Origin of the sequence: Halorubellus salinus (assembly GCF_020567525.1) — an archaeon.
Taxonomy (GTDB): Archaea; Halobacteriota; Halobacteria; order Halobacteriales; family Natrialbaceae; genus Halorubellus; species Halorubellus salinus.
Genome location: NZ_JAJCVI010000005.1, coordinates 53,786 through 80,733, shown reverse-complemented (window position 1 = coordinate 80,733; position 26,948 = coordinate 53,786). Strand labels below are relative to the sequence as shown.

Genomic DNA, 26,948 nt, shown 5'->3' with positions numbered 1-26,948 from the left:
TCGCCGGGTAGCTACAGCGTCGCCTTCGGCTGGCGGTCGCGAGGGAAAGACCCATGCCGCGTCCGCGGCCAGTCTGGGTCATGAGTGACGGCGTCGATATCGACTTCGGGGAGGATGGCCTGGTGCCAGCGGTCGCGCAGGACGCCGATTCGGGCGAGGTGTTGATGCTCGCGTACGTCGACGCGGAGGCGCTCGCGGCGACCCGGGAGACGGGCCTCGCGCACTATCATTCGCGGTCGCGGGACGAGCTCTGGCAGAAGGGCGGTTCGAGCGGGCACGTCCAGCGCGTCGAGGAGGTGCGCGTCGACTGCGACGCGGACGCCTTGCTGTACGTCGTCGAGCAGGAGGGCGGCGCGTGCCACACGGGCTACGAGTCGTGCTTCCACCGGACGGTCGACGGCGAGGTCGTCGGCGAGCGCGCGTTCGACCCGGACGAGGTCTACGATGACTGAGCGCGAGACGGTCGACCCGGCCGATTCGGGTGCGGCGGCCGCGCTCCGGGACGCTGCCGCGGAGTTCCGCGCGGCACGCGAGGCGGTCGACGACCACGGGGGACGCGAGCGTCTGGAGACGGTCGCGTCGGCGCTCCGGGACGCGGACCGGAAGCTGAACAGCTACGAGGAGTCGGCGACGGGGACGGGCGACTTCGAGTCGTACGTCCGGTTCCAGGAGGAGTTCGCGACGCTCGTCGAGGGGCTCGACGACGACCTCCCGGAGCGCGGGGCGTTCGAGGACGCCCTGGAGTGCGTGGAGAAGCGGCGGTTGAGCGAGTCGGACTTCGCGGCGGCGCGCGACGCGCTGGAGCCGGCGCGCGAGTTGGCGTCGGTCCGCGAGCGGTTGTCGTCGGCGCGCGAGGCGTTCGCGGACGCGCGACGGCGCGCGACCGACCGGTTCGACGCGGTCGAGGACGGCATCGAGGCGCGCGAGCGATTGCTGGAACTCGGGAACGCCGACCTCGACGCGCCCGTCGATGTCCTCCGGGACCCCATCGAGACGTACGACGACGCGGTCACGGACGCGTTCGCGTCGTTCCGCCGGGAAGCGCCTGCGGGCGAGGTGTTCGACGTGCTCGCGGACGCCGCGGCGTACCCGCTCGTCGACGTCGACGCTCCACCGACGGCGCTCCGCGAGTACGTCGCGAACGCGGGCGACGAGCACACGATCCCGGAGCTGCTCGAGTACGCGGACTACTCGCAGTCGAAGCTCGAGCACTACGTCGACGACCCGAGCACGCTCCGGTCGGTGGTGGGGACGCGCCGCACGTACCTCGACCGGCTCGACGGCGCCGGGTTCACGATCGGGTGGCCGCCGCCGGCGGCGGAGGTCCTCCAGTACGTCACTCGCGAGCTGCTGTCTGTCGTCCCGGGGTTCGCTGACGAGGACGTCGCGGCGACGCTCCAGTCGGTCCGCGAGCTCGCGTGGCGCGACGACTACGAGCGATTGCGGACGGCGGCGGTCGCACTCGAGGAACTCGGTGCGAACGAACGCGAGAAGCTGGCGTCCGGTGCGGTCGCCGACGAACGGGACGCGCTCGAGGACGAGGCAGCGGCCCTCGAGACAGCTCTCGACGAGACCGAGGACCTCGCCTGAAGGAACTGCTTCTCGATACGGTCGTCAGGCGGCGTCGCGTGCGTCCGCGAGTTCGGCGACGACGAAGTCCGCGAGTTCGTTCGCGCGCTCGTCGGTCCGGGCTTCGGCGTACACGCGGACGAGCGGTTCGGTGCCGCTCGGGCGGGCGAGCACCCACGCGTCGCCGTAGTCGAGCCGGTAGCCGTCGATGGTCGACAGGTCGGCGTCGGCGTCGGCGGCGACGGCTTCGGCGGCGTCGAGCATCGCGTTCCGCTCGTCCTCGGTGTCGTAGTCGAGGTTCCGGCGGACGTTGTGGTAGCCGTCGTACGGGGCGACGATCTCGCTGACGGGGCGGTCGGCGACGAGTTCGAGGAAGCGCGCGCCGATGAACGCGCCGTCCCGCGAGAGCCGGTAGTCGGGGAAGAAGATGCCGCCGTTGCCTTCGCCGGCGACGGGGACGTGTTCGCCGTCCGCGAGGAGTTCCTCGATGCGCGTGATGATGTTCGTCGACCCGATGGGCGTGAGTTCCAGGGTGGCGCCGGCGTCGTTGGCGACGTCGACGAGCCGCTGGGAGACGTTCACCGCGGAGACGGTGGTGTCGCCGGGTTCGAGTTTCGCAGCGGCGAGCGCGGCGAGGGTGGCGTCGCCCTCGACGTACTCGCCGTGCTCGTCGTAGAAGATGGCGCGGTCGGCGTCGCCGTCGTGCGCGATGCCGACGTCGGCGTCGGTCGACCGGACGAGTCGTCCTAGGTCCGCGAGGTTCTTCGGGACGGGCTCGGGGTCGCGGCCCGGGAAGTGCCCGTCCGGCTGGGCGTTCACCGTGACGACCTTGCAGCCGAGTCGCCGGAAGAACTCGGGGCTCGTGAGGCAGCCGGCGCCGTGCCCGGGGTCGAGCGCGACCGTCAGGTCCGCGTCCGCTATCTTCTCGCGGTCCACGCTCGCGAGCAGCTCCTCGACGTAGCGGTCGCGGGCGTCAGCGACCCGCGTCTCGTCGCCGACCTCGTCCCAGTCGGCGGCCGCGAACGTCTCCCCGACGAGGACGTCCTCGACGCGTTCGAGGTCCTCGACGGCGAGTTCGACGCCGTCGGCGCCGACGAGCTTCACGCCGTTGTACTCCGGCGGGTTGTGGCTCGCGGTGATCATGACGACCGGGACGCCTTCGCGTTCGGCGTACGCTTGCGCGCCCGGCGTCGCGACGACGCCGAGGCGGTCGACGTCCACGCCGACGCTCGCCAGCCCTGCCGCGGCGGCGTCGGCGAGCATCCGTCCCGTCGCTCGCGTGTCCCGAGCGATGGCGACGCGCTCCGCGCTCCAGGCCGTGCCCGCGGCCTTCGCGACGCGCAGCACGAACCCCGGCGTCAACTCGTCGTTGGCGACGCCGCGCGTCCCACTGGAACCGAATACCTTCATTCGTGTACCTTCTTGCGCGGGGTCGACTAAGGGATTCCGTTACCGCTCGCGTCCGTCACGCGCTCGCAGGGCACGCACTCGACGCGGGAGCGACGACGCGGGAGCGACGCCGCGGGAGCGACGCCGCCGTCCGTGGGCGTTCCCGGGCGGGGTTTGATACGTGGACGCGCCGAAGGGGTGGGTGATGAGTGCGGACGAGGACATCGGGATCGACGAGAAGCGCGTGTACGATGGCGACGAGCGCTCGACGACCGTGTACGTCGCCGCGTCGACGGGCGTGGTCGCCGTGTCGGTGGTCGAGGAGCGCGTCGGCGAGTTCGAGCTCGCGGTACGATGCACGGCTCGGGACGTCGCGAGCGGGCCGGCGGGACTGGCGGTCGCGACCGACGACGCAGTCCTGCTGGACGCGGGCGACGGAGCGCGGTCGACTACGCCCGATCGTGGCGAGCGGTTCGTGGAGACGGGGTTCGGGGCGGCGTCGGCGGTCGCGGTCCACGGCGACGACGTGCTCGCGGCGACCGACGACGGCGCGGTCGCACGCTACCGCGACGGCGAGTGGCGGGACCTCGGCGAGCTGACGGCGGTCGCGCGCATGGACGGCGACCTGCTCGCGACCGCGGACGGCGTCTACCGCGCGCTCGACGGGTCGCTCCGGCACGCCGGGCTGGCGAGCGCGACCGACGTCGCCGCGGCGGGGGTGCCGCTCGCGACGACCAGCGAGGGCCTGTTCCAGCTCGGGAACGGCTGGATGGACGTCGCCGACGGCGACTTCCGGTTCGTCGCGAGCGACCCGGGCGCCGCAGACGGTCGACTCGGACGTGCGCACGCCGGCACCGACGAGGTCCTGTACGCGCACCACGACGGCGACTGGACGCACACCACGCAACTCGACCGCCCAATCGTCGACGTCGCGTACGGCGACACCGTCTACGCGGTCTCGGCGGACGGCCTGTTCGCCGCGGAGGGCCCGGACGGCTGGCGCCACCAGGAACTCGGCGTCCGGGACGTGACGGCGGCGGTCGCCCGCACCACGACGGAGTGAACCGACGCGTCCGGTCCGACGGCGTTCGCGCGCAAAGAAAACGGATTTACGCGCCCGCGTCGACCCGTCGAACATGATATTCGGTGGGTCGAGCACCCAGTCGCTCGCGGCAGCGCTCGCGGGCGAACTCGACGACGAGCTGGCGCTCGTCGACTACGAGCGGTTCCCGGACGGTGAACTGAAGGTGAACGTCGGCGACGTCGCGCCCGACCGCGCTATCGTGGTTGCGTCGACCGCGAGCAGCGACGCGCACGTGGAGTGCCTGCAGCTCCAGGACGCGGCGCGCGAAGCTGGCGCGAGCGAGGTCGTCACCGTCCTACCGTACATGGGGTACGCGCGCCAGGACGAGGCGTTCGATCCGGGCGACCCGGTGTCGGCGCGCGCCGTCGCCGGTGCGCTCTCGGCGAACGCGGACCGCGTCCTCACCGTGAACCCTCACGAGACGGCCGTCTGCGAGTTCTTCGAGCCGACTGCGACCGCCGTGGACGGCGCTGGCGTGCTCGCGAACCCGCTCCCCGACGACCTCGTGGACCCGCTCTTTCTCGCGCCCGACGAGGGCGCGTGCGACCTCGCGACGACCGTCCGGGACGCGTACGGCCGCGGCGCGACCGACCACTTCGTGAAGCATCGCGTCAGCGGCGACGAGGTCGATATCACGCCGAGTGACGCCACGGTCGCCGACCGGGACGTCGTCGTCGTCGACGACATCGTCGCCACCGGGTCGACGATGAGCGAATCCATCGCGGTGCTGCGCGACCGCGACGCCGCGTCGGTGTCGGTCGCGACCGTCCACCCGCTGTTCGCGGCGAACGCCGTCACGAAACTCCGCCGCGCGGGCGTCTCCCGCATCGTCGGCACGGACACGCTCGAACGCCCGCAGAGCGTCGTCAGCGTCGCACCCGCCGTCGCCGAGCACCTCTAGCGCCACCGGTCGCGCCACCCCAGTTCGACGGGTTCCGCCCGTCATCGTGGAATCCACCCCAATGTTTTAAGATATGGTCGCCGTACGTAGGTGACAGTTAGCCTGTCGAGCACGCAACATGCATGGAATCCTCCACAAGTCACTGAAGACGTACGTCGCTGAGAACATGGGCGAGGACGTCTGGGACGACGTCCTCGAGCGCGCGGACATCGACCCGAAGCTCTACCTCCCGGTCTCGCACTACCCGGACACGGACCTCACGCGGTCGCTGTCGGTCATCGCCGAGATGAGCGGCCACGACGAAGCAGCGATCCAGCGGGACTTCGGTGCGTTCCTCGCGGGCGACCTGCTCTCGACGTTCAAAGCACACGTCCGCGACGACTGGTCGACGTTCGACCTCCTCGAGGGATTACCGGGCATCTACGAGCAGATCGAAGCGCAGAACGCGGAGACGACGACGCCAGACGTCACCACCGAACGCCTGAGCGAGGACGTCGCAGTCGTCGAGTTCCGCTCGGAGCGCGACCTCTGCACGCTCGGCGAGGGCATCATCATCGGCGTCGGCGAGACGTTCGGCGACCCCTGCGAGGTCACCCAGGAGTTGTGTACGCGCGACGGCGAGGACCACTGCGAGTTCCACGTCGAACGGGCGTGACGCCGCTGGCGTGACGCGGATCCGAAGGGGCTTCTAGTCGCGTCCTCGACCGAGTGCGACGAGAGCGAGCACCGCGAGCGCCGCGAGTGCGACACTCGCACCGAACCCGGGAACCGGCAGCGACTCCTCGGTCGTCCCCCCGCCCTGCGACGTGCGCTCGGTCGTCGTCGCGCCCGTCACCTGCACGGTCACCGTCTGGTCGCGGACGCTGACGACCTGCTCGCCGGAGCCGGCGAACGAGATGGTGTACGTCCGCTGGACGCTCGACTCCGCGGGCACGAGCACCGTCTCGTTCGCGAGCACCTCGCCGTCGAGCGCGACCGGGACGACCACGCGCCCCGGCACCGGGGCGTCGTTCCGGACCGAAAACGACAGCGTCACCTCCTCGCCGGCCGCGACCGTCGTCGGCACCGAGACGTCCTCGACGGTCGGCGACGGCGGTTCGACGACCTCGACCGCGAGCGTTCGCCCGCCGGCACGCACCCGGTAGGTGCCCGGGTCGTCGAACGCCTGCTCGAACGTGACCGTCGTCGACGCACCCGTCGCGAGTTCGCCCTCGCGGACGGCGACCCGCTGCCCGTTCACCGTCATCGCGGTCGTGTACGTGCCTGCCTGCCAGCCGACGTTCGTCACCGCCACCGTCACCGAGAGCGTCTCGCCGGCGATCACCGTCGCCCGCGTCCGCCCGAGCGTCCGCTCGCCGTACGGACCGCTGGTGGCGACGCCAGCGACCGGGACCGAGACGTCGAACACGGGCGGTTGCACGCCGAAGTACCGCTCGTGCGTGCGCTCGTCCCACGCCTCCGCGGTCCGGTCGCTCCGGGTCAACGCCGACGCGTACGCGCGGACGTTCGCGCCCGCACCGTCACCGACGGCGTCCAGGACGACGTCGTTCGACACCGTCCCGTTGTACGCGTTCAACGCCCGGAACGTCGTCTGGAACGACGCCGAACTGTTCGTCGATTCGCGCATCGCGAGGTCGATGGCGCCGGCCGCGAGCGCGCCCTTCAGGTAGTTCGCGCCGCTGCTCCACGTCTGCGGGAACGCCAGGACGTCGTCGTCGTACTGGTCGCGTTGGCCGCGCTCGAGCTGCCTGCGGAACGCCGCGTAGCTCGCGTTCCCTTGCCCGTACGCGAGCAACGCCGCGTAGTAGTCCGCGGTCGCCTCCGTCACCCACCGGCCGCTCTCGGTCGTGTCGAACGCCTGGCGCGTATGGACGTACTCGTGGATCCACACGCTGTCCGGCGAGTCGACGGGCGACCCGGCGAGCACCCACGCGTCGTCCTCGCCGAACTGGAGGCCGGCGATCCCCCAGTCGACGTCCTCGGGGGCGGCGATGACGAACACCTCCTCGCTGCGCGCGTCGACGCGGAGGTCGTCGCTCGCCGCGACCAGCGACCCGAGGACCGCCTGGGGCGTCCCGTTCAACTCGGCGCGCTCGGGGACGACGAGCTCGAACCGTTCACCGCGCCCCTCGGCGGTGTATCGCTCGACGGGCCCGAGGTACGCCATCTCGCCGCCGGTCGCACCCGCGCCGTCGACGACCGCGTCCTTCTCCAGGTCGACGTCGGTCGCGCCCGTCCACCCCCAGCGCGTCCCGACGCGCGGCACCTGCACGAGCGCCCACGGGCCGGCGTCCACGAACACGTACCCGTCCGCGCTCGCTCCGGTCCCGGCCGCACCGGTCCCGGCCGCACCGCTACCGGACGCGTCGACGGCGGTGCGACGACCGCCGGACGTCCGGTTCGCGTCCACGCGCAACTCGAGCGTCGGCGTCGACGTCGACTCCGTCCACGCGTACGTGCCGTCGCTCTGTCGCTCGAACCCGTCGGTGGCGACGACCGTCGACTCGTCGCCGAGCGACACCTCGAGCCGCGTCACCGGGTCGGGCACCTCGTAGGTCACCACCGCCTGCACCGACCCCGGTTCGTCGGGTGTCAGCGACAGCTCGACGGTTCGACGGATGGTCTCCGTCGCCGCGGTCGCGTTCGACTCGCTGGCCGAATCGACTCCCTCGCTTGCGGTCGACTCGCTGGCCGGACCGACTCCCGTCGACGCGCTCGCGGTCGACCCGAGCGGGTCGACAGCGGTCCGCACGACCGCATCGGTGCGTGCGTCGACCGACTGTGGCGTCGCGGACGTACCGACACCAGCAGTCGCGACCGCTGGAAGCGAGACGACGAGAACGACGACGAGCGCGAGCCGACGGAACACACCCGTCGTTCGGGCGGTTCGGAAAAGACTCTTGTCCCAACTCGTCCCGGGACGCGGGCACCGCAGCGGGTCGCCGAGTTCAGGCCTCGGCTTCGGCGACCGGGTCGAGCGCGATGGTGACCGTCGTCCCCTCGACGTCCCACTCGCGGGCGTCGGCGTCGACGTCCTCGACGAACGTCGCACGGGTCTCCTCGGCGACGAGGTCGCGGTGCTGGTCGACGAGGCCCGCGATCCGGTCGTCGGCGACCTCGACGTGCAACCGGACCTGCTCGTCGACGTCCAGCTCGAGGTCCTTGCGCATCTCCTGGACGCGACGGATGACCTCGCGCGCGTACCCCTCGCTCTCGATGTCCTCCGTGAGCGTCGTGTCCACGTACACGACGCCCTTCGTGTCGCCGTCGACCTCGAACGTCGACCCGGCGACGCTGTCGGGCGTCTCCGACTCGAAGGACACCATCGACTCGTCGAGGTCGGGTTCGCCGACGACCTCGCGGAGCGTCTCGAGGTCCTTCTCGTCGAGGCGCGCGTCGTTCAACGCCTGCATGACCTCGCCGGCACGGTCGCCGAACGCCGGCCCGAGCTCGCTCATGTCCGCGCGAGCGGAGTACGCGAGCTCGCCCCACTGCTCGCCGGGGTCGACGAGCTCGACGTCGCGCGCGTTCAACCGCTCGGCGAGCAGCGACAGGTGGCGGTCGACCGCCTCGTACGTCCGCTCGTCGTTCGGTGCGACGACGACGCGCGTCACCGGCCAGCGGAGCTTCCGGTCGGCCTGCTGGCGCGCGTTCGCCCCCGCCTCCTCCATCGCTCGGAGGACCTCGACGTCGGCCTCGAGTTCCGCATCGACCCACGTCTCCTCGACCTCGGGCCAGTCGCGCATGTGGACGGTATCGAACCCGCTGTCGCCCGTGAGCGTCCCGTACATCTCGTCCGCGATGAACGGCGCGTACGGCGCGAGGAGCGCGACGACCTCGTGCATGACCTCGTAGACCGTCGCGTACGCCGCGAGCTTGCTCTCGCTCTCCTCTTCCTCCCAGACGCGCTCGCGGATCGCCTGCACGTAGAACCGCGACACGTCGTCGGTGACGAACGAGAGCAGCGCGTTCAGGGCCTTGTCCGGCCGACGGGCCTCCCAGTGCTCGGTCATCTCGGCTTTGACGGACTGGAGGCGCGCGAGCACCCACTCGTCGACGAGGCGCGTGTCGAGCTGGATGAGGTCCTCGTCGCCGGGCTGGAAGTCGTCCATCTCCATGTACGGCAGCGGGAACCGGAAGACGTTCCAGAGGATGTTCAGGTCGCGCGAGACGTTGTCCATGCCGTCCCACGAGAACTTCATGTCGCTCCCCTGCGGGTTCTGGCTGAGGAGGAACGCCCGCATCGGGTCGACGCCGTAGTCGTCGATGACCTCCTGCGGGTCGACGAGGATGCCCTTGGACTTCGACATCGTCCGGCCGTCGGGCATGAGCGCCCACCCGTGCATGAGGACCTCCTCGTAGGGGATCTCGCCGAACGCGGCGGTCCCCATACCGAGCTGGCTCCAGAACCAGCCGCGCGTCTGGTCGTGAGCCTCCATGATGAGGTCCGCCGGCCAGAGCTCGTCGAACTGCGAGTCGTCCTCGGGATAGTCGAGGGTACCCCAGGACGCGACCGAGGAGTCGAGCCAGACGTCGAACACGTCCGGGACGCGGGTCGCTTCGCTCCCACAGCCCGCGCAGTCCATCGTCAGGTCGTCGACGGTCGGCTTGTGGAGGTCGACCGCGTCGGGGTCGACGTCCTGATGCACGCGGTCGGCGAGCGTCTCGCGCGTATCCACGACGTTCAGGTGGTCGCAGTCCTCGTCGTCGCACGTCCAGATGGGGATGGGGATGCCCCAGTACCGCTGTCGAGAGACGTTCCAGTCCGGCGACCCCTCGACGAAGTCCTTGAAGCGGTTGTCCCTGGCGTCCGCGGGATACCACTCCGAGTCCTCGATGTTCGCCAGGAGCTCCTCTTTGATGTCCGAGACCGTGATGAACCACTGGTCGGTGACGAGGCGAACGATGTCGGTGTCACAGCGCCAGCACTTCCCTTCGCCCTCGACGAGGTAGTGCTCGTCGTGCGCGAGCAGGGCGCCCTTCGCGTCGAGGTCCGCGATGACGTCCGCGTTCGCGTCACGCACGAACTGCCCGGCGTACTTCCCACCGGCCTCGCCGTACGTGCCGTCGCTCCCGACCGGACAGAAGATCTCGAGGTCGAGCTCGCGGCCGCGCTCGAAGTCCTCCTCACCGTGCCCGGGCGCGGAGTGCACCATCCCGGACTTGTCGCCGGCGTCCGCGTACTCCGCGGTGTAGACCTCGCCGGCGCCCTCGCCCTGCGGGTGGTCGGGGACCTCCTCGCCGAGCGGGTGCTCGTACTCCATACCGACCATCTCGTCGGCGTCGCGCTCCTCGAGGACCTCGTAGTCCTCGTAGCGACCGGCCTTCAGGACGGCCTCGACCTGACTCGCGGACACCCACAGGACGTCGCCGTCGCCGTCACCCGTCTCCGCGCGCACTTTCGCGTACTCGCCGTCGGGGTCGACCGCGACGAACGTGTTCGCGGGGATCGTCCACGGCGTCGTCGTCCAGATGACGAGGTTACCCTCCTCGCCCACCAGCGGGAACTTCACGTAGATCGCTGGCTTGTGGACGTCGTGACGCTCGACCTCGTTGTTCGCGATGGCGGTCTCGCAGCGCGGACACTGGTTGATCGAGCGCTGGCCTTGCTCGACGAGCCCGCGCTCGTGAGCCTTCTCGAACCCGAACCACGCCGCCTCCATGTACTCCGGATTCACGGTCTTGTAGGGGTTCTCCCAGTCCATCCAGACGCCGAAGCTCTGGAAGTCCTCCTGGAGGCCCTCCAACTGGTCGTCGGCGAACGCCTTGCACTCCTCGATGAAGTTCTCGACGCCGAACTCCTCGATGTCCTTCTTGTTCTCGAACCCGAGTTGCTCCTCGACCTTCGTCTCGATGGGGAGCCCGTGCATGTCGTAGCCCGGACGGTCGGTGACGTCGAACCCCTGCATCCGATAGTACCGGATGAACGCGTCCTTCAGGGTCTTGTTCCACGTCGTCCCCATGTGCGCCGCCCCCGACGTGTACGGCGGGCCGTCGACGAAGAAGAACGTCTCCTCGCCCTCGCGGTGGCGTCGTGTCTGCTCGTAGGCGTCGACCGCGTCCCAGTGCTCGAACACGCGGTCCTCGACCGCGTCGGGGTCGTACTGGTCCGCGACCTCCTCGAACCGTTCCATATCCGGGCTAACTCCCTCCGTCACTAAAGTGGGTTCGGTCCTGCAGAACGAGACCGGACGACCGCGCACGGCTCACGACGGTTTACCCCGGGTTTGATATGACTTCTCGGCATCACTTCCGGATATGAACACGACGCTGTCGTCGTTCTCCGAGGAACAACTGAGCGCGATCCTCGTCGTCGCGACCGTCGTCGTCCTCCTCGCGTGGAACGCGACGACCCTCGACGGCATCTCCCGCATCACGACCGCGGGCCTCGCCGGCGTCGTCGCCAGCGCCGCGATGGTCGCCGGCCTCCACGTCCTCGAGTAACCACCTGTCGTTCGCTCGACTCGGACGCTGCGACGCCTCGGACGCCCGAACCCCGGTTATTTCCACACCCTCCGCTGGTGATGCGTTTCTCCCCGCTGCTGTTACATACAGCACGACGACTAACCGCCGCGTACTACGGGGCTCAGCGCACCTCTGACATCAGGGAAGGGACACGCCGTTCGTCCTGAGGTACTCAGACGATCGGACGAGCGCTGTCCCCAGGAAGATAACGGTGAGTCCAGTCAGCGCAACTAGTGCCATCATTTCAGGGTCTCCACTCGCCATCGCGAAGAGAGACGCCGACCCGATAAGTAACGACACGGCAAATAGCAGTTCTACCGCAGTATCATTTAGTTCGAGCCACGTTGACGGGAGGGCGAACCTGTTTTGTTGGCTGTAAGCCATGTTCATGATAGAATCTCTACCTCTTGTTAAATGCACCGGTGACTCGGCCGAAATACCCGGTGCATTCGCATTCTCATCCTAACGACTGTTTCAGTGAGCGCGGTGTCGAATCGAGAGGATTCCAACGGAGCCGAGTATCTGGTTACGTCGCGATGCGTTCGCCGATGAACCCGCCGACGTAGGACCCGATGAGGGCGGGGCCGACGAAGTAAAGCGTCGCGATGGCGGCGACGACGAGCGTGACGATGGAGCCGGCGACCGCGATCGCGACGAGGACGACCGCGATGACGACCGTGATGAGCGCTTCGACGAGCGCGCCGTTCAGGAGGGCGAACACGGCTGGCCAGAACATGAAGAACAGGACGCCGAGTCCCATGACGGCGACGGTCGGGAGCGACAGGCCGAGACCGAGGTCCATCTTGAAGTCGTCGTCGGCGTCGATGTCGTCCGCCAAGGACGGGTACAGCAGGCCGGCGAGGAAGGAGAGTGCGAGCGTCGACGCGGAGATGTACACGATGTTCCCGGGGCCGCCGACGTCGAGCGTGTCGATGAAGTACTTCCCGGTCGGGTCGAACTCGAGGAGGGGCTGCGGGTCGACGAACAGGAGGCCGACGGTGACGAGCGCGAACGGCGCGCCGAGCTTCAGTCCGAAGTCCATCGCGGGCCCGCCCTCGTACTCGTCGTCCTCGTCGTCGCCGGTGACGGCGTCCGCGAGTTCGCCGTCGTCGTCGCCCTCGGAGAGCATCTGCTTGATCTCGGCCGCGTCGTCGTCTTCGGTTCCACCGTCCGTCCGTATCGCGTCGTCGGCGTCGTCTGTCGCCGAAGTCCACCCTGGCATACGCCGACACGACCCACGGTCGAAATATAAACGTACCGGATAGTACGGCGAATCGTCACGTCCGCGAGGGCCGTGGCTGGGCGTTATCGCTGCGAGGACCGTGGTCGGCCGGAATCGCTGCGAGGACTATCGTTCGTCGTCGACCGCGAACTCGAAGACGTCGTCACCGCTGAACACCGTCATCGTCGTCGCATCGTCGACGTCCTCTCTCCCCTCACGGTCGATGTCTCGGTCGTCGCGGCCGACGTCTCGGCCGTCGTCGTGCGGTCGTTGCTCGCCGGTGCCGTCCGTCGACGCGGGCTCGGTATCCTGCGGTCGCCGGAACACGGACGGTTCGCGTTCGTCTCTCCGTCGGTCGCGCGCCGACTCGTCCCCCGACTCGTCGGCGAAGATGCTCGAACCCATTCCCTGATTGAAACGACCGACGGCACGGTTAGGAGTATTCTGGCTGTATATCCAAGGAGCAGCGTCGGGAAGGGCCGTTCCCGGCCGATTTTGCCGGCACCGGGCGAGGGAGGTGGGACGTCGAGCACGCCCGTGCCAGATGCCCGGGCGCAGGTGGACGTCGATGCCGGATGCACGGGCGGGGGCGGGTGACGGGTAATCTTCATACGGCCGCCGGCCGACGTCCCGGACATGAGCGAGGACTGCATCTTCTGTCAGATCGTCGCGGGCGACATCCCGAGTCGGACCGTCTACGAGGACGACGACGTGCTCGCGTTCCTGGACGCGAACCCGCTCGCGCCCGGGCACACGCTCGTCATCCCGAAAGCGCACCACGAGACGCTCGGCGACCTCCCCACCGACGCCGGCGCGAGCGTGTTCGAGACGCTCCACCGACTGACGCCGGTCATCGAGACGGCGGTCGACGCGGACGCGTCGAACGTCGCGTTCAACAACGGCGAGGCCGCCGGCCAGGAGGTCCCGCACGTCCACGGACACGTCATCCCGCGGTTCGACGGTGACGGCGGCGGCCCGATCCACGCCATCGCCGGCGCCCGCCCCGACCTGAGCGACGACGAACTCGACGACATCGCCGCGCGCATCGCCGACGACGCCTGACCGCGACTTTCCTTCACGGAGTTTATCAGTGAAAGCGCCGGAGGTGGTGGTATGAGTACGCCACGTTCGGTCGCGGTCGTCGGCGCCACCGGTGGCGCGGGCACGACCCGACTCGTCGTCGAGACCGCTGCCGTCCTCGCGCGCGACGGCCGCGACGTCGCGGTGTTCGACGCCGCGTTCGCCACGCAAGGACTCGCCCACTACGTCCCCGGACGCGTCGACGTCGACGCCACCCGATTGCTCACGGACGACGCGGTCGCCCCGAGCGAATCGCTCGTCGACCTCGACGTGAACGCACCCGGTCGCGTCGCCGCGTGCCCCGCCCGCGCGTCGTTCACCGAACTCGCCGACGCGAAGACCGCGGCCGCGGCCGAGCGCTTCGACGCCGTCGTCCGCGAGACCGCCGACGCGTTCGACTACGTCCTCGTGGACGTGTCACCGGTCGCTGCGAACCAGCACGTCGCCGCGGTCACCGCCGTCGACCGCGTCGCGCTCGTCGCCCCCGACGGCCACCGTGGCGCGGACGCCCTCCCGCGCGTCCGGGACCGCCTCCGCGACCTCGACGCAGCCTCCCCCGGCGACCTCGTCGTCGCGAACCGCGTCGCGGACTCGCCGGTCGTCACGGACCCGGCGGTCGCGGTCCCGGAGAGCGACGTCGTCGACCCCACGGCTGCACCGGTCTGCGACGACGCCACCGGCGCGTTCCCGAACGCAGTAGCCGAGTTCGCGACGACCGCGTTCGACGCCGACCTCGACGTCGACGCCGGTCCGCGAACCGTCACGGAACGAATTCTCGATTGACGTCGACGGATCGCGGTCGCCGAGTGGCCTGGCTGGCGGGTCCGGATACTTCGACGGCGACGTCGACCGCGACGCTGGCGGTCACCTCGACGGTCAGTAGAACTCGTCCGCGCTCGACATCGTCTCCGCGAGCGCGTTCCGCTTCTCGACGCTCGCCTCTCGTTCGTCCTCGAGCGCACCATCGACGACGCCGCGCGCGCCATCGATGGGGTCGTGCGTCGCGACGTACGTCGCGAGCGCGAACTCGGCGTCGGACAGCGAGAGGAGGCCGCGTGCGTCCGCTCGCGACACTCGCCCGGTGAGGTAGTCCTCGAGCACGCGCTCGCCGGTCGCGCTCACCGGCGACAGGCCGGCGAACCCGAGTCGATGCAGCGTCTTCGCGGCCGTCATCGGCGGGACACCGGCGTCGTGTCCCGCGGCGTCGACCGCCCCGCCGCCGACGTACGCCTCGGCGACGGCCGCCGCCGCCGCCGGCTCGCAGGGGAGTGCGTCCGCGAATGCCGCGAGCGCGTCCGCGAGGTCCGCGTCGGTCGCGTCGACGCTCGCCACGCCGCGCTCGTCCTGCTCGGTCGTCGTCGACAGTCCCGCCGCGATGTCGGCCAACCCCATGCCAGCACGTACACGCCCGACGTGATTTAAACCATCGTATCCAATGACGCATATAATCTGCTTCCGGCGAGAGGAACGTACCGGATTCCGGTACGTTCGAAGCGCCGCTGTCGGGCTTTTCGACCCGCGACCACCTGTAGTTAAGTAAGGGTTCGCGGCGAACGTTCGAGTATGGGAACGACAGTCTGCCCCGAGTGCGATGGCGACGTTCGACCGAGCGACGACGAGTACGTCTGCACCGACTGCGGCCTCGTGGTCGCCGCCGACCGCGTCGACCGCGGCCCCGAGTGGCGGAGCTTCGACGACGGCCCTGCCGACGGCAAACGAACCGGTGCTCCCCTGACGCGCTCCCGGCACGACCGCGGGCTCTCCACGACCATCGGGCACGGGTCGGACACGCGGCTCACCGGCCGGAAGCGTCGTCGCGTCGCCCGGATGCGCCGCGAGCACGCAAGAGCACGCATCGCGACGAAACGCGACCGGAACCAGGTGTACGCGTTCACCGAGGTGCGCCGCGTCGTCGGCGCGCTCTCGCTCCCCGAGTCCATCCAGGAGCAGGCGTGCACGCTCTTCGAGTCCGCGCAGAACGAGGACCTCCTCAAGGGTCGGTCCCTGGAAGGGTTCGCCGCTGCCGCGGTGTACGCCACGTGTCGCGTCCGGTCGCTCTCCCGGACGGTCGAGGAGATCGCGGCGGTCGCACGCGCCGACGAACGGGAGCTCCGCGTCGCCTACGACGCGCTGAACCGCGACCTCGGCCTCCCGACCGGGCCCGTCGACCCGCGCGAGTACCTGCCGCGGTACGCGAACGCGCTCGACCTCCCCCAGCACGTCGAGGGTCGTGCCACGGACCTCGCCGCGACCGCGGTCGAGTCCGGGCTCGCGACGGGGAAGAACCCGAGCGGCGTCGCCGCCGGCTGCCTCTACCTCGCCGCGACCGACGCGGGCGTCGACTGCACGCAGGCCGACGCGGCCGACGCCGCGGACGTCTCACCGGTCACCGTCCGCCACACGTACCAGGCGCTCGAGGAGCGGCGTGACGCGCCCGACGACGCCGTCGGGACAGTGGCGGTCGCGGACGACTGACCGGGGCGTCGCTACGCCTCGTCCGAACGGGTTCGGCCGTCGGTGGCGCCGTCCGCGAGCGTCCGCGCGACCGTCGCGAACGCGTCCACGACCGGTGCGTCGGGGTCCTCGCGCGCGACAGGTCGCCCTTGGGCCTGCGCGCTGGCGACGGCGTCGCTCTCGGGGACGGCCACTGCTGGTGCGCCGAGTGCCTGCGAGAACCGCGACACGTCGAGACCATCTGGTGCGCGGTTCACGACGACGCCGGCCAGGCCAGCGTCGAGCTCGCGGGCGAGCGCTCGCGTTCGGACGGCGGCCGGGACGGCGAACGCGGTCGGCTCGCAGACGATACCGACGCGGTCGGCGACCGCGAGCGCCACGCCCGCGTCCGCCGCCATCCCCGCCGGACAGTCCACGACGACCGCGCCGAACTCGCGTTCGACCACCTCGAGCGTCGGTCGGAGTCGCCGGACGTCGCTCGCTCGCGCACCAGCGAGCGTCCGGCCGCACGAGAGCACGCGGACGCCAGCGACCGACCGCACCGCCTCCAGCGCGCTCGCGCGCCCCGCGAGGACGTCGTGGAGGTCCGGCCCGCGTCCGCCCGGCAGGTCCGCCATCGCCAGGTCCGCGTCCACGACCGTCGCCGCCAGCGCGTCCGCGACGTTCAACGCCACCGTCGACTTCCCGACGCCGCCCTTCCCGCCCGCGACCGCGAGGATCACGCGCCCCACCCGTCGCCGTCCCCGGACGCGGCGTTCGCGCCCTGCTCGACGGGCTCGTCCGACCCCTCCGCACCTGCGTTCTCGCGCGGCGTCGCGGCGAGCGGCGGTGCGAACGACCCGAGCGCACGGACGACGCCGTCGACGTCCGGTGCGTTCGCGTCCGTCGAACCGGCCGCGGTCGTCGCCTCCGGCTCGACACCACCGCGCCCCTGCGTCGCGACGCGTTCGACGTCGACCGTCGACGCCGGCGTCGCGAACCCGACGCCGCGAACGCCACCTGCGGCCACGGTCAGCGTCACGCCCTCGGCGTCCCACCCCGCCGCCGGCACGCCGCGCCGCCGCGGCGGCCAGAGCGCACCCTCGCAGGACACCGCCAACCGCACGCGCCGCCGTTCACTCGACCGGTTCTCCACGACCACCGTCGCGAACGTCACGCCGTCCCGACGCGACGTCCGAACCCGCACGTCGATCATGCCCGCTCTCGCCGCGTCCTCACTGATAAACGACGACGCGGACGCCGGGCCGAGACCCGGCGAGGCGGTTGCGCGCACCGACTGCGCGTCAGTCCGCCGCGAGCACGACCGGTGCGTCGAGAACCTGGTGGGCGGTCTCGGCGTCGTCGAACCGGTCGATGCCGACGACCACCGGTGTGGTGACGTTCGCGACGCGCACGGCGGCGAGCGCCGCCGTCGCGTCGTCACCCGCGAACGACCCCGGCTCCGCATCCACGTCGTCGAGACTGCCGCCAGGCACCGCCACGACCGCGTCGCGGAACGCCGACCACGTCGTCGCGACGCGGTTCGCGCGCACCTCGCGCTCCAGGCGCCCGACGCGGTCCGCCAGCGACAGCCGTCGTTCGCGCACGTCCCGCGCCTCCCGAGCCAGCTCGCGTTCCCGCGCGAGCGCCTGCTCGGCCGCGACCAGCTCGGTCTCGCGCTCGCTTGCGTCCGCCACCGCCGCCCGCAACCGCTCCCTGCCGGCGTCGACGTCCGCGTCCAGGTCCTCGCGCGCCTGCACCGCACCGCGCGCCGCCGCCACGTCCGCCGTCACCGCCTCCGCCGCCGCCCGCGCCTCGGCCACGCGCTCGCGGGCCGCCGACACGTCCACCTCGGGGACCTCGACCGCAGCCAGTTCCTCGCGCGCCGCCGCCAGCGCCTCGACGCCGTCGACCGACTCCTCGCGCGACCACGCCACCGCCGCGAGCGCCGCCCGCACGTCCACCGCCGCACCCGGCGAGACCACGCCCACGTGCTCGAACACGCGCCCCGGCGGCTCGCAGTGCACCCGCAACTCGCGGCCCTCGTCGACCACGACCGACCCCGTCGCGCGAACCCCCGCCGCGAGCGCACGCACCGACACCGCCACGTCGCGCAGGTCGAGTGCCCGCCCCGACCACGACGCCGCGCCGTACGCGACCCTCACAGCTCCTGCTCGCGGAGCCGGTCCTTCGACGGCAAGTCCCGCTCCTTCGCGAACTTCGCGTACGGCGTCGAGACCGACTCGCGGTCCTCGTACGCGACCGCCGCCTCGCGAGCGTCCGCGAACGCGTCCTCGAACTCGTTCAACGGCGTCGTCCGCTCCAACTGGACGTCCCCGCCGTGGCGCTCCCGGAGTCGCAGCCCGAGGAACGCCCCGAACGCCGTCGCCTCCAACAGCGCCACCCGCCCGAACCGGCGAACGACCGCGTCCTCGTGCGCCCGACACGCGTTCCGGAGCGCCTGCCGCGCCGCCCGCGAGTACGTCACCACCAGTATCACTACCATTCAATCCCGATTCGAACGAAAAAAGAGCTACGGCACGCGCTCGACCGACACCACTCCACCTACGTCACGCGCTCCACCGACAACACCCCACCCTCGACGTCAACGAGTTCGCGAACGCGCTCGCGCGCCCCGACCGCATCCGCCGCGACGACCACCACACCCACCGCCGCCTCCGGCCCCTCCACCACCCGAAACGGCGCCACCCCATCGCCCTCGAACGACGACACGTACGTCCGCAACACGCCCTGCACGCGCCCCTCCAACTCCGCGAACGAACACTCGCCGTCCTCGAACTCGCGGAGCGCCGACTCCACGTTCCGCAACGCACTGATCCGGTCCATCTACGTCGTCCGCAGGTGCTCGTGCTTGGGCTCGTACACCTCACCCTTCTGCTTCAACTTGTCAATCTCGTGCTCGGCCTTGCTCGCGTCCATCCCGATCTCGTCCGCCCGATCCATCACCACGTCCACCGGCGCCCCGTCGTCGTACTCCTCCTCGATATCCGCGATGAGCGCCTTCAGGTTCTTGATGCGGTCACGCTGCGTCTTCGACTGCCCCGTCTCCACCACGTCCGCGTCGAACTCCCCAGTCTCCGGGTCCACGCCGATGTCCTGCAAGCACGACCGCACGATCTCGATGACGCGCTCCGAATCCTCCTCGTCGACCGTATCAGACAACCGCACCCGCGCCGACGCCTCCGCCAACCGCACGATCGCCTCCAGCTGGCGCGCCGTCACCGGCACCGGCGAATCCTCGTCCTGCCCCTTCGACCGCAGATCCACGTAGAAGTCCTCGATCGCTTGCCGCGCGTTCTCCGTCATCCGCGGATGACAGTTCTGCTTCGCGTACGCGATGTACTTCCGCATCAACTCCGGGTCGATGTCCGGGTCCACGTCCGCCGTCACCGCATCGATCTCGTCGTCCGACACGTCCACGTTCGTCATCTTCGAGCGCTGCGTCGACAGCTCGCCAGCGTAGTTCGTGTTCAGGATGTGCTGCGCGAGATTCCGGTCCTCCTCCTCGTCCGGCTGATCCGTCACCGTGAAGATCAGGTCGAACCGCGATATCAGCGCCGGCTCGAGGTCGATCTGCTCGCCGATCGGCTCGTACTGGTCGAACCGCCCGTACTTCGGGTTCGCCGCACCCAGCAGCGAACACCGCGACTTCAACGTCGCGTTGATACCCGCCTTCGACACCGAGATCTCCTGCTGCTCCAACGCCTGGTGCATCGCCGACCGGTCGTCCGGCGCCATCTTGTCCAGCTCGTCCACCGCCGCAATCCCTCGGTCAGCCAACACGAGCGCACCGGCCTCCAGCGACCACTGCTGGCCGTCACCGAAATCGTCCCTCACAGCCGCCGCGGTCAAACCCGCCGAGCTGGAGCCTTTACCCGACGTATAGACGGATCTGGGAGCGACGTTCTTGATGTAGGAGAGGAGCTGTGAGTTATGCGAGATGATGCCATTCGAGACGTACGTGTGCGTCCCGGCAACTTCGAGGTCGTACACCCACTCGCCGTCGGGTTCGTACGTCTCAATCGAGTCGATTCGGTCCCAGTGGACGTCTCCTTCTGCGAGATGACGGAGGCCGGTGATCGCTGCGCGGAGGCTGCCACCGTCGGCGATTTGACCACTCGGAGTTGGGTCTGGCTGTTCGACGAGTGCGTCCTCGAATGTCTCGACGACGGTCAGGAGGCTCTCTCTACTTGGATTTCGGTCACCTCGCTCGTAGTGCTGGTACGTCGATCTCGGGAGGCCACAGTCGGACTGAGTGAGTCCGAGCCCCTCGCGGACGCGTCGACAAACCGTGCCGACGTCCGGAATCACGTCTCGGTTCGTATTCCCCACCCCATCCGTGTATTCGTCGCCGACAGATTGCTTGCGGTCAGTCAGGAACCCGATTTTGCGAACGTACTTTGTCGCCTCGAACCCGCTGACGCGAAGCCGGTGACTATCGTTCTGACGCGGGTGGAGTTGACTCTGTATGCCGAATCTGAGGAGGAGAGTCCGAACGCCTTCCAGCAGTTCCCGACTCATCGACGCAACCGTGATTTCCCGCTGCGTCGACGTCACGTGACCCTCCCCTTCGATGAACGCCTGAAGGAACGCACGTTGCGTAGCTCGAGAGGCACGGAATATCGCACCGGGGACGGTTTTGGATGCCGAACCCTCGAGGAGCGTTGGTTCGAGATTCTCGAGGAAACTCGCGAACTCGCCCGAACAGCAGAGGATCTCGCTCGCCGTCTTGCCCTCGTGGCTTTGTCGCGTCGAATAGTTCAGTCCCAACCGGTCCAGACCATCTCCCACAGCATCCAATACCTCTTCGTCGTTGTTGGTGACCGAAATGAACGCAGTGTTGTCGTCACGGTATTCGACGTAGCCTTCTGCAGTAACGTACCCGACGAGCCGCGCTAGCCAGGGCGTCCACTCGTCGGGTAGTTCGAGGCGAACCGCGTTCGGAGCCTTGGATTCCCGATAACCAACTTCGAGCAAGTCGTCTCCACCGACGTCGAGCTCGCCCGGTCTCGCCACGAATTCGCCGTTCTCGAGGTCGTCGGCTTGAACTGCTTCGAATCCAGCGTCTCGTTGGACGAACAACGGGTGAGATGGCGTGACGTCGATTTCTCGACCGCTGGACGTTCGGATGCGGTACATTTCGTCGGGAGCGTCGCGCTTCCAGACCTTCGTCGCGGACTCGGTTGCGATGCTTCCATCTGGTTGAAGCGATGGGACGTCGAAGTCGGCGTGGTCCCAGACGCCGTCGTCGACGGGCTTCGGATTTTTTAGGTTCGACTCGACGAGGTCGCGAATCTCGCGTTCGCTCCCGTCTACGAGCGTGACCCTGGTGTCTCCTGAGACGCACTTCCCCGTGCCAGGGTCCCCTATCAGCAACATGTGGAGGTCGCCGCGGATGCGGGAGCCGTCGGGGAGGTGTTTGGTGACGCCGGAGAAGAGCTGGAGGATCATGGAGAGCTTCTCCTCGTCGTACCCGTAGATGCTGGGGGCGACGGAGGCGACCATCTTCTCGTAGATGTCGGGGTTGTTGGAGAGTTCGTAGATGGCTTCCTTGTCGGCGTCCGTGATCTCCATGTCCTCGAAGTCTTCTTCGTCGATGACGACGCTGACGCCGTCCATGTAGACGTCGAACACCGCGGACTTGTCCTGGTCGCTGCCCTGTTGTTCGAGGCGGAGGATGCCGGTGGCGGCGACGTGGTCGCCGGGCGTGACGTTCCCGGTGATGTCGTCCTCGATCTGGACGTCGATCGCCTGCGGTGTCTCGCCGCCCCGCAAGCCTTCGGGTGATTCCTGGACGCGGAGTTTCTGGGAGTCGACGAACTCGGATTGGTCGTAGTTCAGGCCGAACGGGCCCTGGCGTTCGCAGCCGCCGCATTCGTGTGGTTCCTGGAAGTCGCCGCCGGATTGGGGGATGCGCGTGAGGGTGCCGCAGCGCTGGCATTCGAACGCGGCTTCCTGCATCTTCGGGCGGACGTCGGTGGCTTTGTTGACGGTGCCGCGGACGGTGACGAGCGTGTTGACGTGGCGGGCGCGGATCTCGCGGATGTCCGTGGAGTCCGGGAGGGGGTCCATGCGGACGTGCGCTTGCCCGAGTTTGACGTCGACGGGGAGGTCGTAGAGGCGCAGCGCTTCCTCGGCGTACTTCTGGAGTTGTTCGGGTTGGTTCTCGTAGTCGTCGGCGAGGTCGGGGTCGAAGCGGTAGAGGTCGTCGTAGTCGATGTACAGCGAGCGCTGGTCGGTGGGGTAGTTCTGTGCGAGCTTCCCGATTTCGTCGCGGTAGTAGGTGCGGTAGAAGTCGAGGAACGCGTCGACGAGTTCGGAGTTGTCCCCTGCAGCCATTACACGCTTCTAGACGCGTGCCGACTCAAGAAGGTTCGCAAAGGCGGGTGAAAGTGAACGATGCGGTCGGGTGCGGGTTGTGGCCGCGGTCGGGTGCGGGTCGTGGTGGGGACCACGTGGTTTGAGGTAGGTGGTGTGCGTGTGCTGTGGCGTGCAATCGTCGTTCGTGGATGACGTCCGGGACCGGGTGCCGTCGTGGTCGCGTCGTCGCTGGCTTGGGGTGGTCGCCGTGGGCGTCCTCGTTGTCGTCGTGCTCGCCGCGGCTGGGTTCTACGTGTACTTCGGCGTGCTGGGGTTCCATGCGCCGGCGGACGTCACCGAGTCGGTGCGTGCGAACGCGAACGTGAGCGTCGAGCGGGCGTACGGCGGGTTCGTGGTGCGGCCGACCGATGCGCTGGACGCGGGGACGCGGCGTGCGGGTGACGGCGTCGGCGTGGTGTTCTATCCGGGTGGGCGCGTGGCGCCGGACGCGTACCTGTCGTCGGCGGCGCGCGTCGTCGAAGCGACTGGCGTGACGGTGTTCGTTCCGAGGATGCGGGCGAACCTCGCGGTGCTCTCGCAGGGGAAGGCGAGCGCGGTGATCGACGACGAGCGCGGCATCGACGAGTGGGTCGTCGGCGGGCACTCGCTCGGTGGGGCGATGGCGTGCCGGTACGCGAACGCGAACCCGGGGCGCGTCGACGGCCTCCTGCTCGTCGGCGCGTACTGCGACCGCCCCGTCGAGCGCATCCCGGCACTGTCGGTGGTCGGGACGCGCGACGTGGTTCTGGACCGCGAGCGCTTCCAGGAGACCATGGGGAACCTCCCGGCGAACGCGAGCGTCGTCCGCATCGACGGCATGAATCACTCGCAGGCCGGCTGGTACTACGGGCAGGCGCGCGGTCAGCGCGCGACCGTCTCGTACCCGACCGCGCACGACCGGCTCGCCGTCGCGGTCGCGGACTGGCTCTGCGAGGCGTTCGACCGCTGTCCGACTCCCGCGAACGCGTCCTCGACTCGCCCGCACCCAACCCTTATTTCACGGTCCGGAGAACCCACAGGCATGACGGACCCGAGCATCGACGTGAACGCCGGCCCGCGCGCACCGAACCAGACGTACCACTACTTCCGCGACGACGACACCGAAGAACTCCTCGAGACGCGCTTTGCGTCCCAGCTCCCCGTCCCGGAGGTCGGCGAAGTCGTCGAGTTCGGGTCGCTCCCCATCGACCGGAGCGACGGCGACGCTCGCGCGGAAGGCGACCTCGACGTCGACGACCAGGCGTACGTCGTCCGCGAGCGCTCCTACCAGTACGTGCAGCCGGAGTTCCCCGCAGACGACCCCGCGAGCGACCAGGAGATAACCATCCTCGGCGTCAACCTCTACGTCGACCCCTACGACGACGACGCACACGCCGCCGACGATTGACATCCTCCCCGCCCTGAAGGGCGAGGATTCCCGCGTTGGGATATTGTGGTCTACGACGTGGCCTGTTCTCGCGGTGCGAAGCAGCCGCTCTCCGAATCGAACAGGTACGTCGATGGCTGTGCCAACCAGCCGTTACTCCTATCTCCCCCATCCCAGGCGAGACTCGGAGATACTTGCTGTCGGATGTTCTCAGCGCCGTTCACGTCCGCGTTCGCCACCGTCCCACAGTCGTCACACACGTACAACCCGCGTTCCACACGGTTCGCATCACGCTTGCGACCACACCACGAACACGTCTTGCTCGTGTCTCGCTCGGACACTTCCTCAACCGAGATACCCTCCATCTCGGCCTTGTACTCAAGCATCGAGGTGAAGCGGTCGAACGCCCACAAGTGCAGGTCGAGATTGCCGTGCGTGCCCCAGTTCGTCGACTCATCGCTCTCGGCGTCCTTGCGGATGCCCGAAAGGTCGCCCACCACAATCGTTCCAACCCCTTCTTCCACACACCGTTGGACAATGTGTTTCGAGAGCGTGTGGAAGTAGTGGGTGCGGCGAGCCGACTTCTTCTGGTTCAATCGGTTTGCTTGCTCGGAATCCGAGTTGTCGCACCTTGCGAGACGTTTGCTGAAGTAGTAGTCGTCCTGTTTTAGACAGTTCAAGGGGTACAGCTCGCTGTGGCCGTCCTCGTAGGCGAGTGCGGCGAAGTTGTTGATCCCGAGGTCAACACCCACCGTCTTCTCACCGGGAGAGTCAGCAACCTCGATCTCGACCTTGCACACGAAGTGCAGTTCCCACTCCTCACCAGTCCACACCGCCCGAACCTGTTGAACGCTCTCCACGGTCGAGAGATCAACGTCGGGGCGGGTTTGGTACTCGCACAGGATGAAGTCCGACCAGTAGTCTTTCGAGTTCGAGCCTTTGCTGAGTCGGACGCGGTTGTACTGGGTGTCGAGTTTGAAGCCGGCGGCTTTGAACGTGACCGTGCTTCGCGGGTGGTCGTCACCGTGTTTGCGGTACTTCGGCGGGTTCGCTCGTGTGTCTCCGTTGCGTCGTTTGCCGTACCAGCCGTTGAACGCCTCAGCGAGTTCTTGGAGGACTCGCTGACTTGACTGCGAATGCAGGTCATCGTAGCGTTCGTGGCTCTTGAGGTACGCGGTGAGTTCGTTGTGGCCGGGGATGTGGCCTATCTCTGACCAGACTCGGTCGCAGACCCATCGTCCGACGTTCCAGAGCTTCGAGGCTGCGAACCCGAGCGAGTCAAGGTCGTCAGACACCCGTGACTGGTTCCGTATGGACGCAGTGTAGGTGCGGGTGACGACCTGTTTCGCTATACGTAACCTATGTCGATATCGTTACTTGAACGTATGGGTTCGAGCGAGGAATATCCTGCCGAGCGTTGAACTGGTGGTCGGCGTCAACGTTGTCGGATTCATCCCCGCCCTGAAGAGCGGGGCTTTCTCCTTGACTTTCCGTAATAACTTGTCGACGCATCTATACGCCTCCAGGCTCCTACGACTCTAGTCAATGGTACCGTCCGGGTCGTTCGACGTCCTTCTCGACCACGCCCAGGACAAGATCGTCGTGGTCGACGAGCACGGCGACGTCACGTACGCCAACGAGGCGATCCGGCGCACCCTCGGGTACGACCCCGAGGACGTCCTCGGTACGAACGCGTTCGATTACATCCACCCCGAGGACGTCGACGCCATCAGGACCGCGTTCGAACGCCTCGTCCACGCGGACGGGTACGCCGAGGACACCGCCACGTACCGGTTCCGGCACGCGGACGGCTCGTGGGTGACGTTCGAATCCCGGCTGTCGAACTGCACGGACGACGACCTCGACGGGTACGTCGTCAGCTCGCGCGACATCACGGACCGCGTCACCGCGGAACGCGACCGACAGGAGACGACCTCGCGCCTCCAGGAGCTCGCCGCGACCACGGGCGACGTCCTCTGGATGTTCAGCGCCGACTGGACGGAACTCCTCTTCGTCAACCCCGCGTACGAGGACGTCTACGGCGGGGACGTCGAGGAACTCTACGCGGACCCGACGTCGTTCCTCGACACCGTCCACCCCGAGGACGTACCGCGCGTCGAGGAGGCGATGGCCGCGCTCGCCACTGGTGACTCCCAGAGCATCGAGTACCGCGCCGACTCGACGGACGGCTACGGGACGTGGGTGTGGGTGCAGGCCGAACCGATAATCGAGGACGGCGAGGTCGTCCGCATCACCGGGTTCACGCGCGACGTCACCGACCGTCGGCGTCGCGAACGCCAACTCTACGTCATCGATACGCTCCTCCGGCACAACCTCCGGAACGACCTCACGGTCGTCCTCGGCGAAGCCCGACGCATCGCGGACGCGTACCCGGACGCCGCCCCGCACACCGACGTCATCTGCGACACCGCCGAAGCGCTCCTCGAAAGCGCCGAGAAAGGCCGGGCGCTCATCGAACGCCTGGACGCCGACGCGTCCAGGCACCGCGTCGACGTCGCCGCCACCGTCGAAGAGTGCGTCGCACGCATCGACGACCGATACCCGAACAGCACCGTCGACGTGGCGTGTCCGGACGCCGCTCGTGCACGCTGTATCGACGGCCTCGACGCCGCCATCACCGAACTGCTCGAGAACGCCATCCACCACAACGACGACCCCGAGCCAGCCGTTCACGTCACCGTCACCGAGGGCACCGACGAGGTCACGGTCACGGTCACCGACAACGCAACTCCCATCCCCGGCATCGAAGCGAACGTCCTCACCGGCGACCACGACATGACCGACGTCTACCACTCTAGCGGCCTCGGCCTCTGGCTCGTCTACTGGCTCGTCGAACGCTCGAACGGCGAGATAACGGTCGAGTCGAGCGACGACGGGAACCGCATCCAGGTGACGTTCGACCGCGTCACCGACTGACGGACCGCGTCGCCGACAGACGGGGCGCGTCACCGACTGACGGACCGCGTCATCGATCGGACGATCGGGACAGCGTGGCTCACCACGCGTGACGCTCGCGCAGGCACTACGTCTCGCGCTG

25 protein-coding genes are annotated in these 26,948 nt (G+C 68.6%); 11 read left to right on the top strand and 14 right to left on the bottom strand.

Going from position 1 to position 26,948, the window contains the following annotated elements; genetic code table 11:
* The first annotated feature begins 80 nt into the window (after nucleotides 1-80).
* Both hisI and LI336_RS14580 read left to right on the top strand, forming a co-directional pair.
* Complete coding sequence (hisI, locus tag LI336_RS14585; RefSeq protein ID WP_227133872.1) at nucleotides 81-452, top strand: phosphoribosyl-AMP cyclohydrolase; 372 nt, start codon at nucleotides 81-83, stop codon at nucleotides 450-452.
* Nucleotides 445-1,590 carry a DUF7118 family protein gene (locus tag LI336_RS14580; protein WP_227133871.1) on the top strand — a complete coding sequence of 382 codons (1,146 nt, stop codon included), beginning with the start codon at nucleotides 445-447 and terminating at the stop codon, nucleotides 1,588-1,590. The genes hisI and LI336_RS14580 overlap by 8 nt, the downstream gene beginning before the upstream one ends.
* A 24-nt stretch (nucleotides 1,591-1,614) precedes the next feature.
* Here the strand turns inward: LI336_RS14580 and glmM are convergent, their stop codons facing one another.
* On the bottom strand, nucleotides 1,615-2,979 hold the full coding sequence (glmM, locus tag LI336_RS14575; protein ID WP_227133870.1) for a phosphoglucosamine mutase: 1,365 nt from the start codon (nucleotides 2,977-2,979) through the stop codon (nucleotides 1,615-1,617).
* A 184-nt stretch (nucleotides 2,980-3,163) separates the two neighbouring features.
* Between glmM and LI336_RS14570 the strand changes: the two genes are divergently transcribed.
* The 3 genes from LI336_RS14570 (at nucleotide 3,164) to LI336_RS14560 (ending at nucleotide 5,598) form a co-directional block, all read left to right on the top strand.
* Nucleotides 3,164-4,021 (top strand): HVO_0234 family beta-propeller protein, encoded by an 858-nt coding sequence (locus LI336_RS14570; protein WP_227133869.1) that lies wholly within the window; start codon nucleotides 3,164-3,166, stop codon nucleotides 4,019-4,021.
* Between the two features lie 73 nt (nucleotides 4,022-4,094).
* The gene (gene prs, locus LI336_RS14565; protein WP_227133868.1) at nucleotides 4,095-4,943 is read left to right on the top strand and encodes a ribose-phosphate diphosphokinase; all 849 of its coding nucleotides are present in this window, start codon (nucleotides 4,095-4,097) and stop codon (nucleotides 4,941-4,943) included.
* 118 nt (nucleotides 4,944-5,061) lie between these two features.
* Nucleotides 5,062-5,598, top strand: coding sequence for a heme NO-binding domain-containing protein (locus tag LI336_RS14560; RefSeq protein WP_227133867.1), 537 nt, complete (start codon nucleotides 5,062-5,064; stop codon nucleotides 5,596-5,598).
* A gap of 33 nt (nucleotides 5,599-5,631) precedes the next feature.
* On the opposite strand, the gene LI336_RS14555 is transcribed toward LI336_RS14560, so the two are convergent.
* Both LI336_RS14555 and ileS read right to left on the bottom strand, forming a co-directional pair.
* A complete protein-coding gene (locus tag LI336_RS14555) occupies nucleotides 5,632-7,812 on the bottom strand; it encodes a hypothetical protein (RefSeq protein WP_227133866.1) in 2,181 nt (726 codons plus the stop codon).
* Between the two features lie 79 nt (nucleotides 7,813-7,891).
* Nucleotides 7,892-11,077, bottom strand: a complete 3,186-nt coding sequence (gene ileS, locus LI336_RS14550) for an isoleucine--tRNA ligase (RefSeq protein ID WP_227133865.1) — start codon at nucleotides 11,075-11,077, stop codon at nucleotides 7,892-7,894.
* Nucleotides 11,078-11,201: 124 nt separating this feature from the next.
* On the opposite strand from ileS, the gene LI336_RS14545 reads away from it, so the two are divergent.
* Nucleotides 11,202-11,387 (top strand): hypothetical protein, encoded by a 186-nt coding sequence (locus LI336_RS14545; protein ID WP_227133864.1) that lies wholly within the window; start codon nucleotides 11,202-11,204, stop codon nucleotides 11,385-11,387.
* Between the two features lie 159 nt (nucleotides 11,388-11,546).
* On the opposite strand, the gene LI336_RS14540 is transcribed toward LI336_RS14545, so the two are convergent.
* The 3 genes from LI336_RS14540 to LI336_RS14530 form a co-directional block, all read right to left on the bottom strand.
* Complete coding sequence (locus LI336_RS14540) at nucleotides 11,547-11,792, bottom strand: hypothetical protein (protein WP_227133863.1); 246 nt, start codon at nucleotides 11,790-11,792, stop codon at nucleotides 11,547-11,549.
* Nucleotides 11,793-11,934: 142 nt separating this feature from the next.
* Entirely contained in the window at nucleotides 11,935-12,630 is a 696-nt protein-coding gene (locus LI336_RS14535) for an eL24 family ribosomal protein (protein WP_227133862.1), read from the bottom strand.
* Between the two features lie 126 nt (nucleotides 12,631-12,756).
* Nucleotides 12,757-13,035, bottom strand: coding sequence for a hypothetical protein (locus LI336_RS14530; protein WP_227133861.1), 279 nt, complete (start codon nucleotides 13,033-13,035; stop codon nucleotides 12,757-12,759).
* A gap of 231 nt (nucleotides 13,036-13,266) precedes the next feature.
* Between LI336_RS14530 and LI336_RS14525 the strand changes: the two genes are divergently transcribed.
* Both LI336_RS14525 and LI336_RS14520 read left to right on the top strand, forming a co-directional pair.
* Entirely contained in the window at nucleotides 13,267-13,692 is a 426-nt protein-coding gene (locus LI336_RS14525; protein ID WP_227133860.1) for an HIT family protein, read from the top strand.
* Nucleotides 13,693-13,743: 51 nt separating this feature from the next.
* Nucleotides 13,744-14,493 carry a P-loop NTPase family protein gene (locus tag LI336_RS14520; RefSeq protein ID WP_227133859.1) on the top strand — a complete coding sequence of 250 codons (750 nt, stop codon included), beginning with the start codon at nucleotides 13,744-13,746 and terminating at the stop codon, nucleotides 14,491-14,493.
* 93 nt (nucleotides 14,494-14,586) lie between these two features.
* Here the strand turns inward: LI336_RS14520 and LI336_RS14515 are convergent, their stop codons facing one another.
* Nucleotides 14,587-15,102 carry a DUF7858 family protein gene (locus LI336_RS14515; RefSeq protein ID WP_227133858.1) on the bottom strand — a complete coding sequence of 172 codons (516 nt, stop codon included), beginning with the start codon at nucleotides 15,100-15,102 and terminating at the stop codon, nucleotides 14,587-14,589.
* A 171-nt stretch (nucleotides 15,103-15,273) separates the two neighbouring features.
* On the opposite strand from LI336_RS14515, the gene LI336_RS14510 reads away from it, so the two are divergent.
* Nucleotides 15,274-16,185, top strand: coding sequence for a transcription initiation factor IIB (locus LI336_RS14510; RefSeq protein ID WP_227133857.1), 912 nt, complete (start codon nucleotides 15,274-15,276; stop codon nucleotides 16,183-16,185).
* Between the two features lie 11 nt (nucleotides 16,186-16,196).
* Here LI336_RS14510 and LI336_RS14505 read toward each other — a convergent pair whose 3' ends face one another.
* The 6 genes from LI336_RS14505 to LI336_RS14480 all read right to left on the bottom strand — a co-directional run bounded on the left by LI336_RS14505 (nucleotide 16,197) and on the right by LI336_RS14480 (nucleotide 22,503).
* Complete coding sequence (locus tag LI336_RS14505; RefSeq protein WP_368408393.1) at nucleotides 16,197-16,886, bottom strand: MinD/ParA family ATP-binding protein; 690 nt, start codon at nucleotides 16,884-16,886, stop codon at nucleotides 16,197-16,199.
* The gene (locus LI336_RS14500; RefSeq protein WP_227133855.1) at nucleotides 16,883-17,359 is read right to left on the bottom strand and encodes a DUF7857 domain-containing protein; all 477 of its coding nucleotides are present in this window, start codon (nucleotides 17,357-17,359) and stop codon (nucleotides 16,883-16,885) included. Before LI336_RS14500 ends, LI336_RS14505 begins: the two co-directional genes overlap by 4 nt.
* 88 nt (nucleotides 17,360-17,447) lie before the next feature.
* Nucleotides 17,448-18,308 carry a DUF7856 family protein gene (locus tag LI336_RS14495; RefSeq protein WP_227133854.1) on the bottom strand — a complete coding sequence of 287 codons (861 nt, stop codon included), beginning with the start codon at nucleotides 18,306-18,308 and terminating at the stop codon, nucleotides 17,448-17,450.
* The gene (locus LI336_RS14490) at nucleotides 18,305-18,643 is read right to left on the bottom strand and encodes a DUF7855 family protein (RefSeq protein WP_227133853.1); all 339 of its coding nucleotides are present in this window, start codon (nucleotides 18,641-18,643) and stop codon (nucleotides 18,305-18,307) included. Before LI336_RS14490 ends, LI336_RS14495 begins: the two co-directional genes overlap by 4 nt.
* Before the next feature lie 65 nt (nucleotides 18,644-18,708).
* Nucleotides 18,709-18,990, bottom strand: coding sequence for a DUF7854 family protein (locus LI336_RS14485; protein ID WP_227133852.1), 282 nt, complete (start codon nucleotides 18,988-18,990; stop codon nucleotides 18,709-18,711).
* The gene (locus LI336_RS14480) at nucleotides 18,991-22,503 is read right to left on the bottom strand and encodes an LAGLIDADG family homing endonuclease (protein WP_227133851.1); all 3,513 of its coding nucleotides are present in this window, start codon (nucleotides 22,501-22,503) and stop codon (nucleotides 18,991-18,993) included. It lies immediately after the preceding gene.
* Between the two features lie 229 nt (nucleotides 22,504-22,732).
* Here LI336_RS14480 and LI336_RS14475 point away from each other — a divergent pair, with 229 nt between their 5' ends.
* Nucleotides 22,733-23,911 (top strand): alpha/beta fold hydrolase, encoded by a 1,179-nt coding sequence (locus tag LI336_RS14475; protein WP_227133850.1) that lies wholly within the window; start codon nucleotides 22,733-22,735, stop codon nucleotides 23,909-23,911.
* 50 nt (nucleotides 23,912-23,961) lie between these two features.
* Here the strand turns inward: LI336_RS14475 and LI336_RS14470 are convergent, their stop codons facing one another.
* The gene (locus tag LI336_RS14470; RefSeq protein ID WP_227134257.1) at nucleotides 23,962-25,242 is read right to left on the bottom strand and encodes an RNA-guided endonuclease InsQ/TnpB family protein; all 1,281 of its coding nucleotides are present in this window, start codon (nucleotides 25,240-25,242) and stop codon (nucleotides 23,962-23,964) included.
* A 193-nt stretch (nucleotides 25,243-25,435) separates the two neighbouring features.
* Here LI336_RS14470 and LI336_RS14465 point away from each other — a divergent pair, with 193 nt between their 5' ends.
* Nucleotides 25,436-26,827 carry a PAS domain-containing sensor histidine kinase gene (locus tag LI336_RS14465; protein ID WP_227133849.1) on the top strand — a complete coding sequence of 464 codons (1,392 nt, stop codon included), beginning with the start codon at nucleotides 25,436-25,438 and terminating at the stop codon, nucleotides 26,825-26,827.
* Nucleotides 26,828-26,948: the final 121 nt, after the last annotated feature.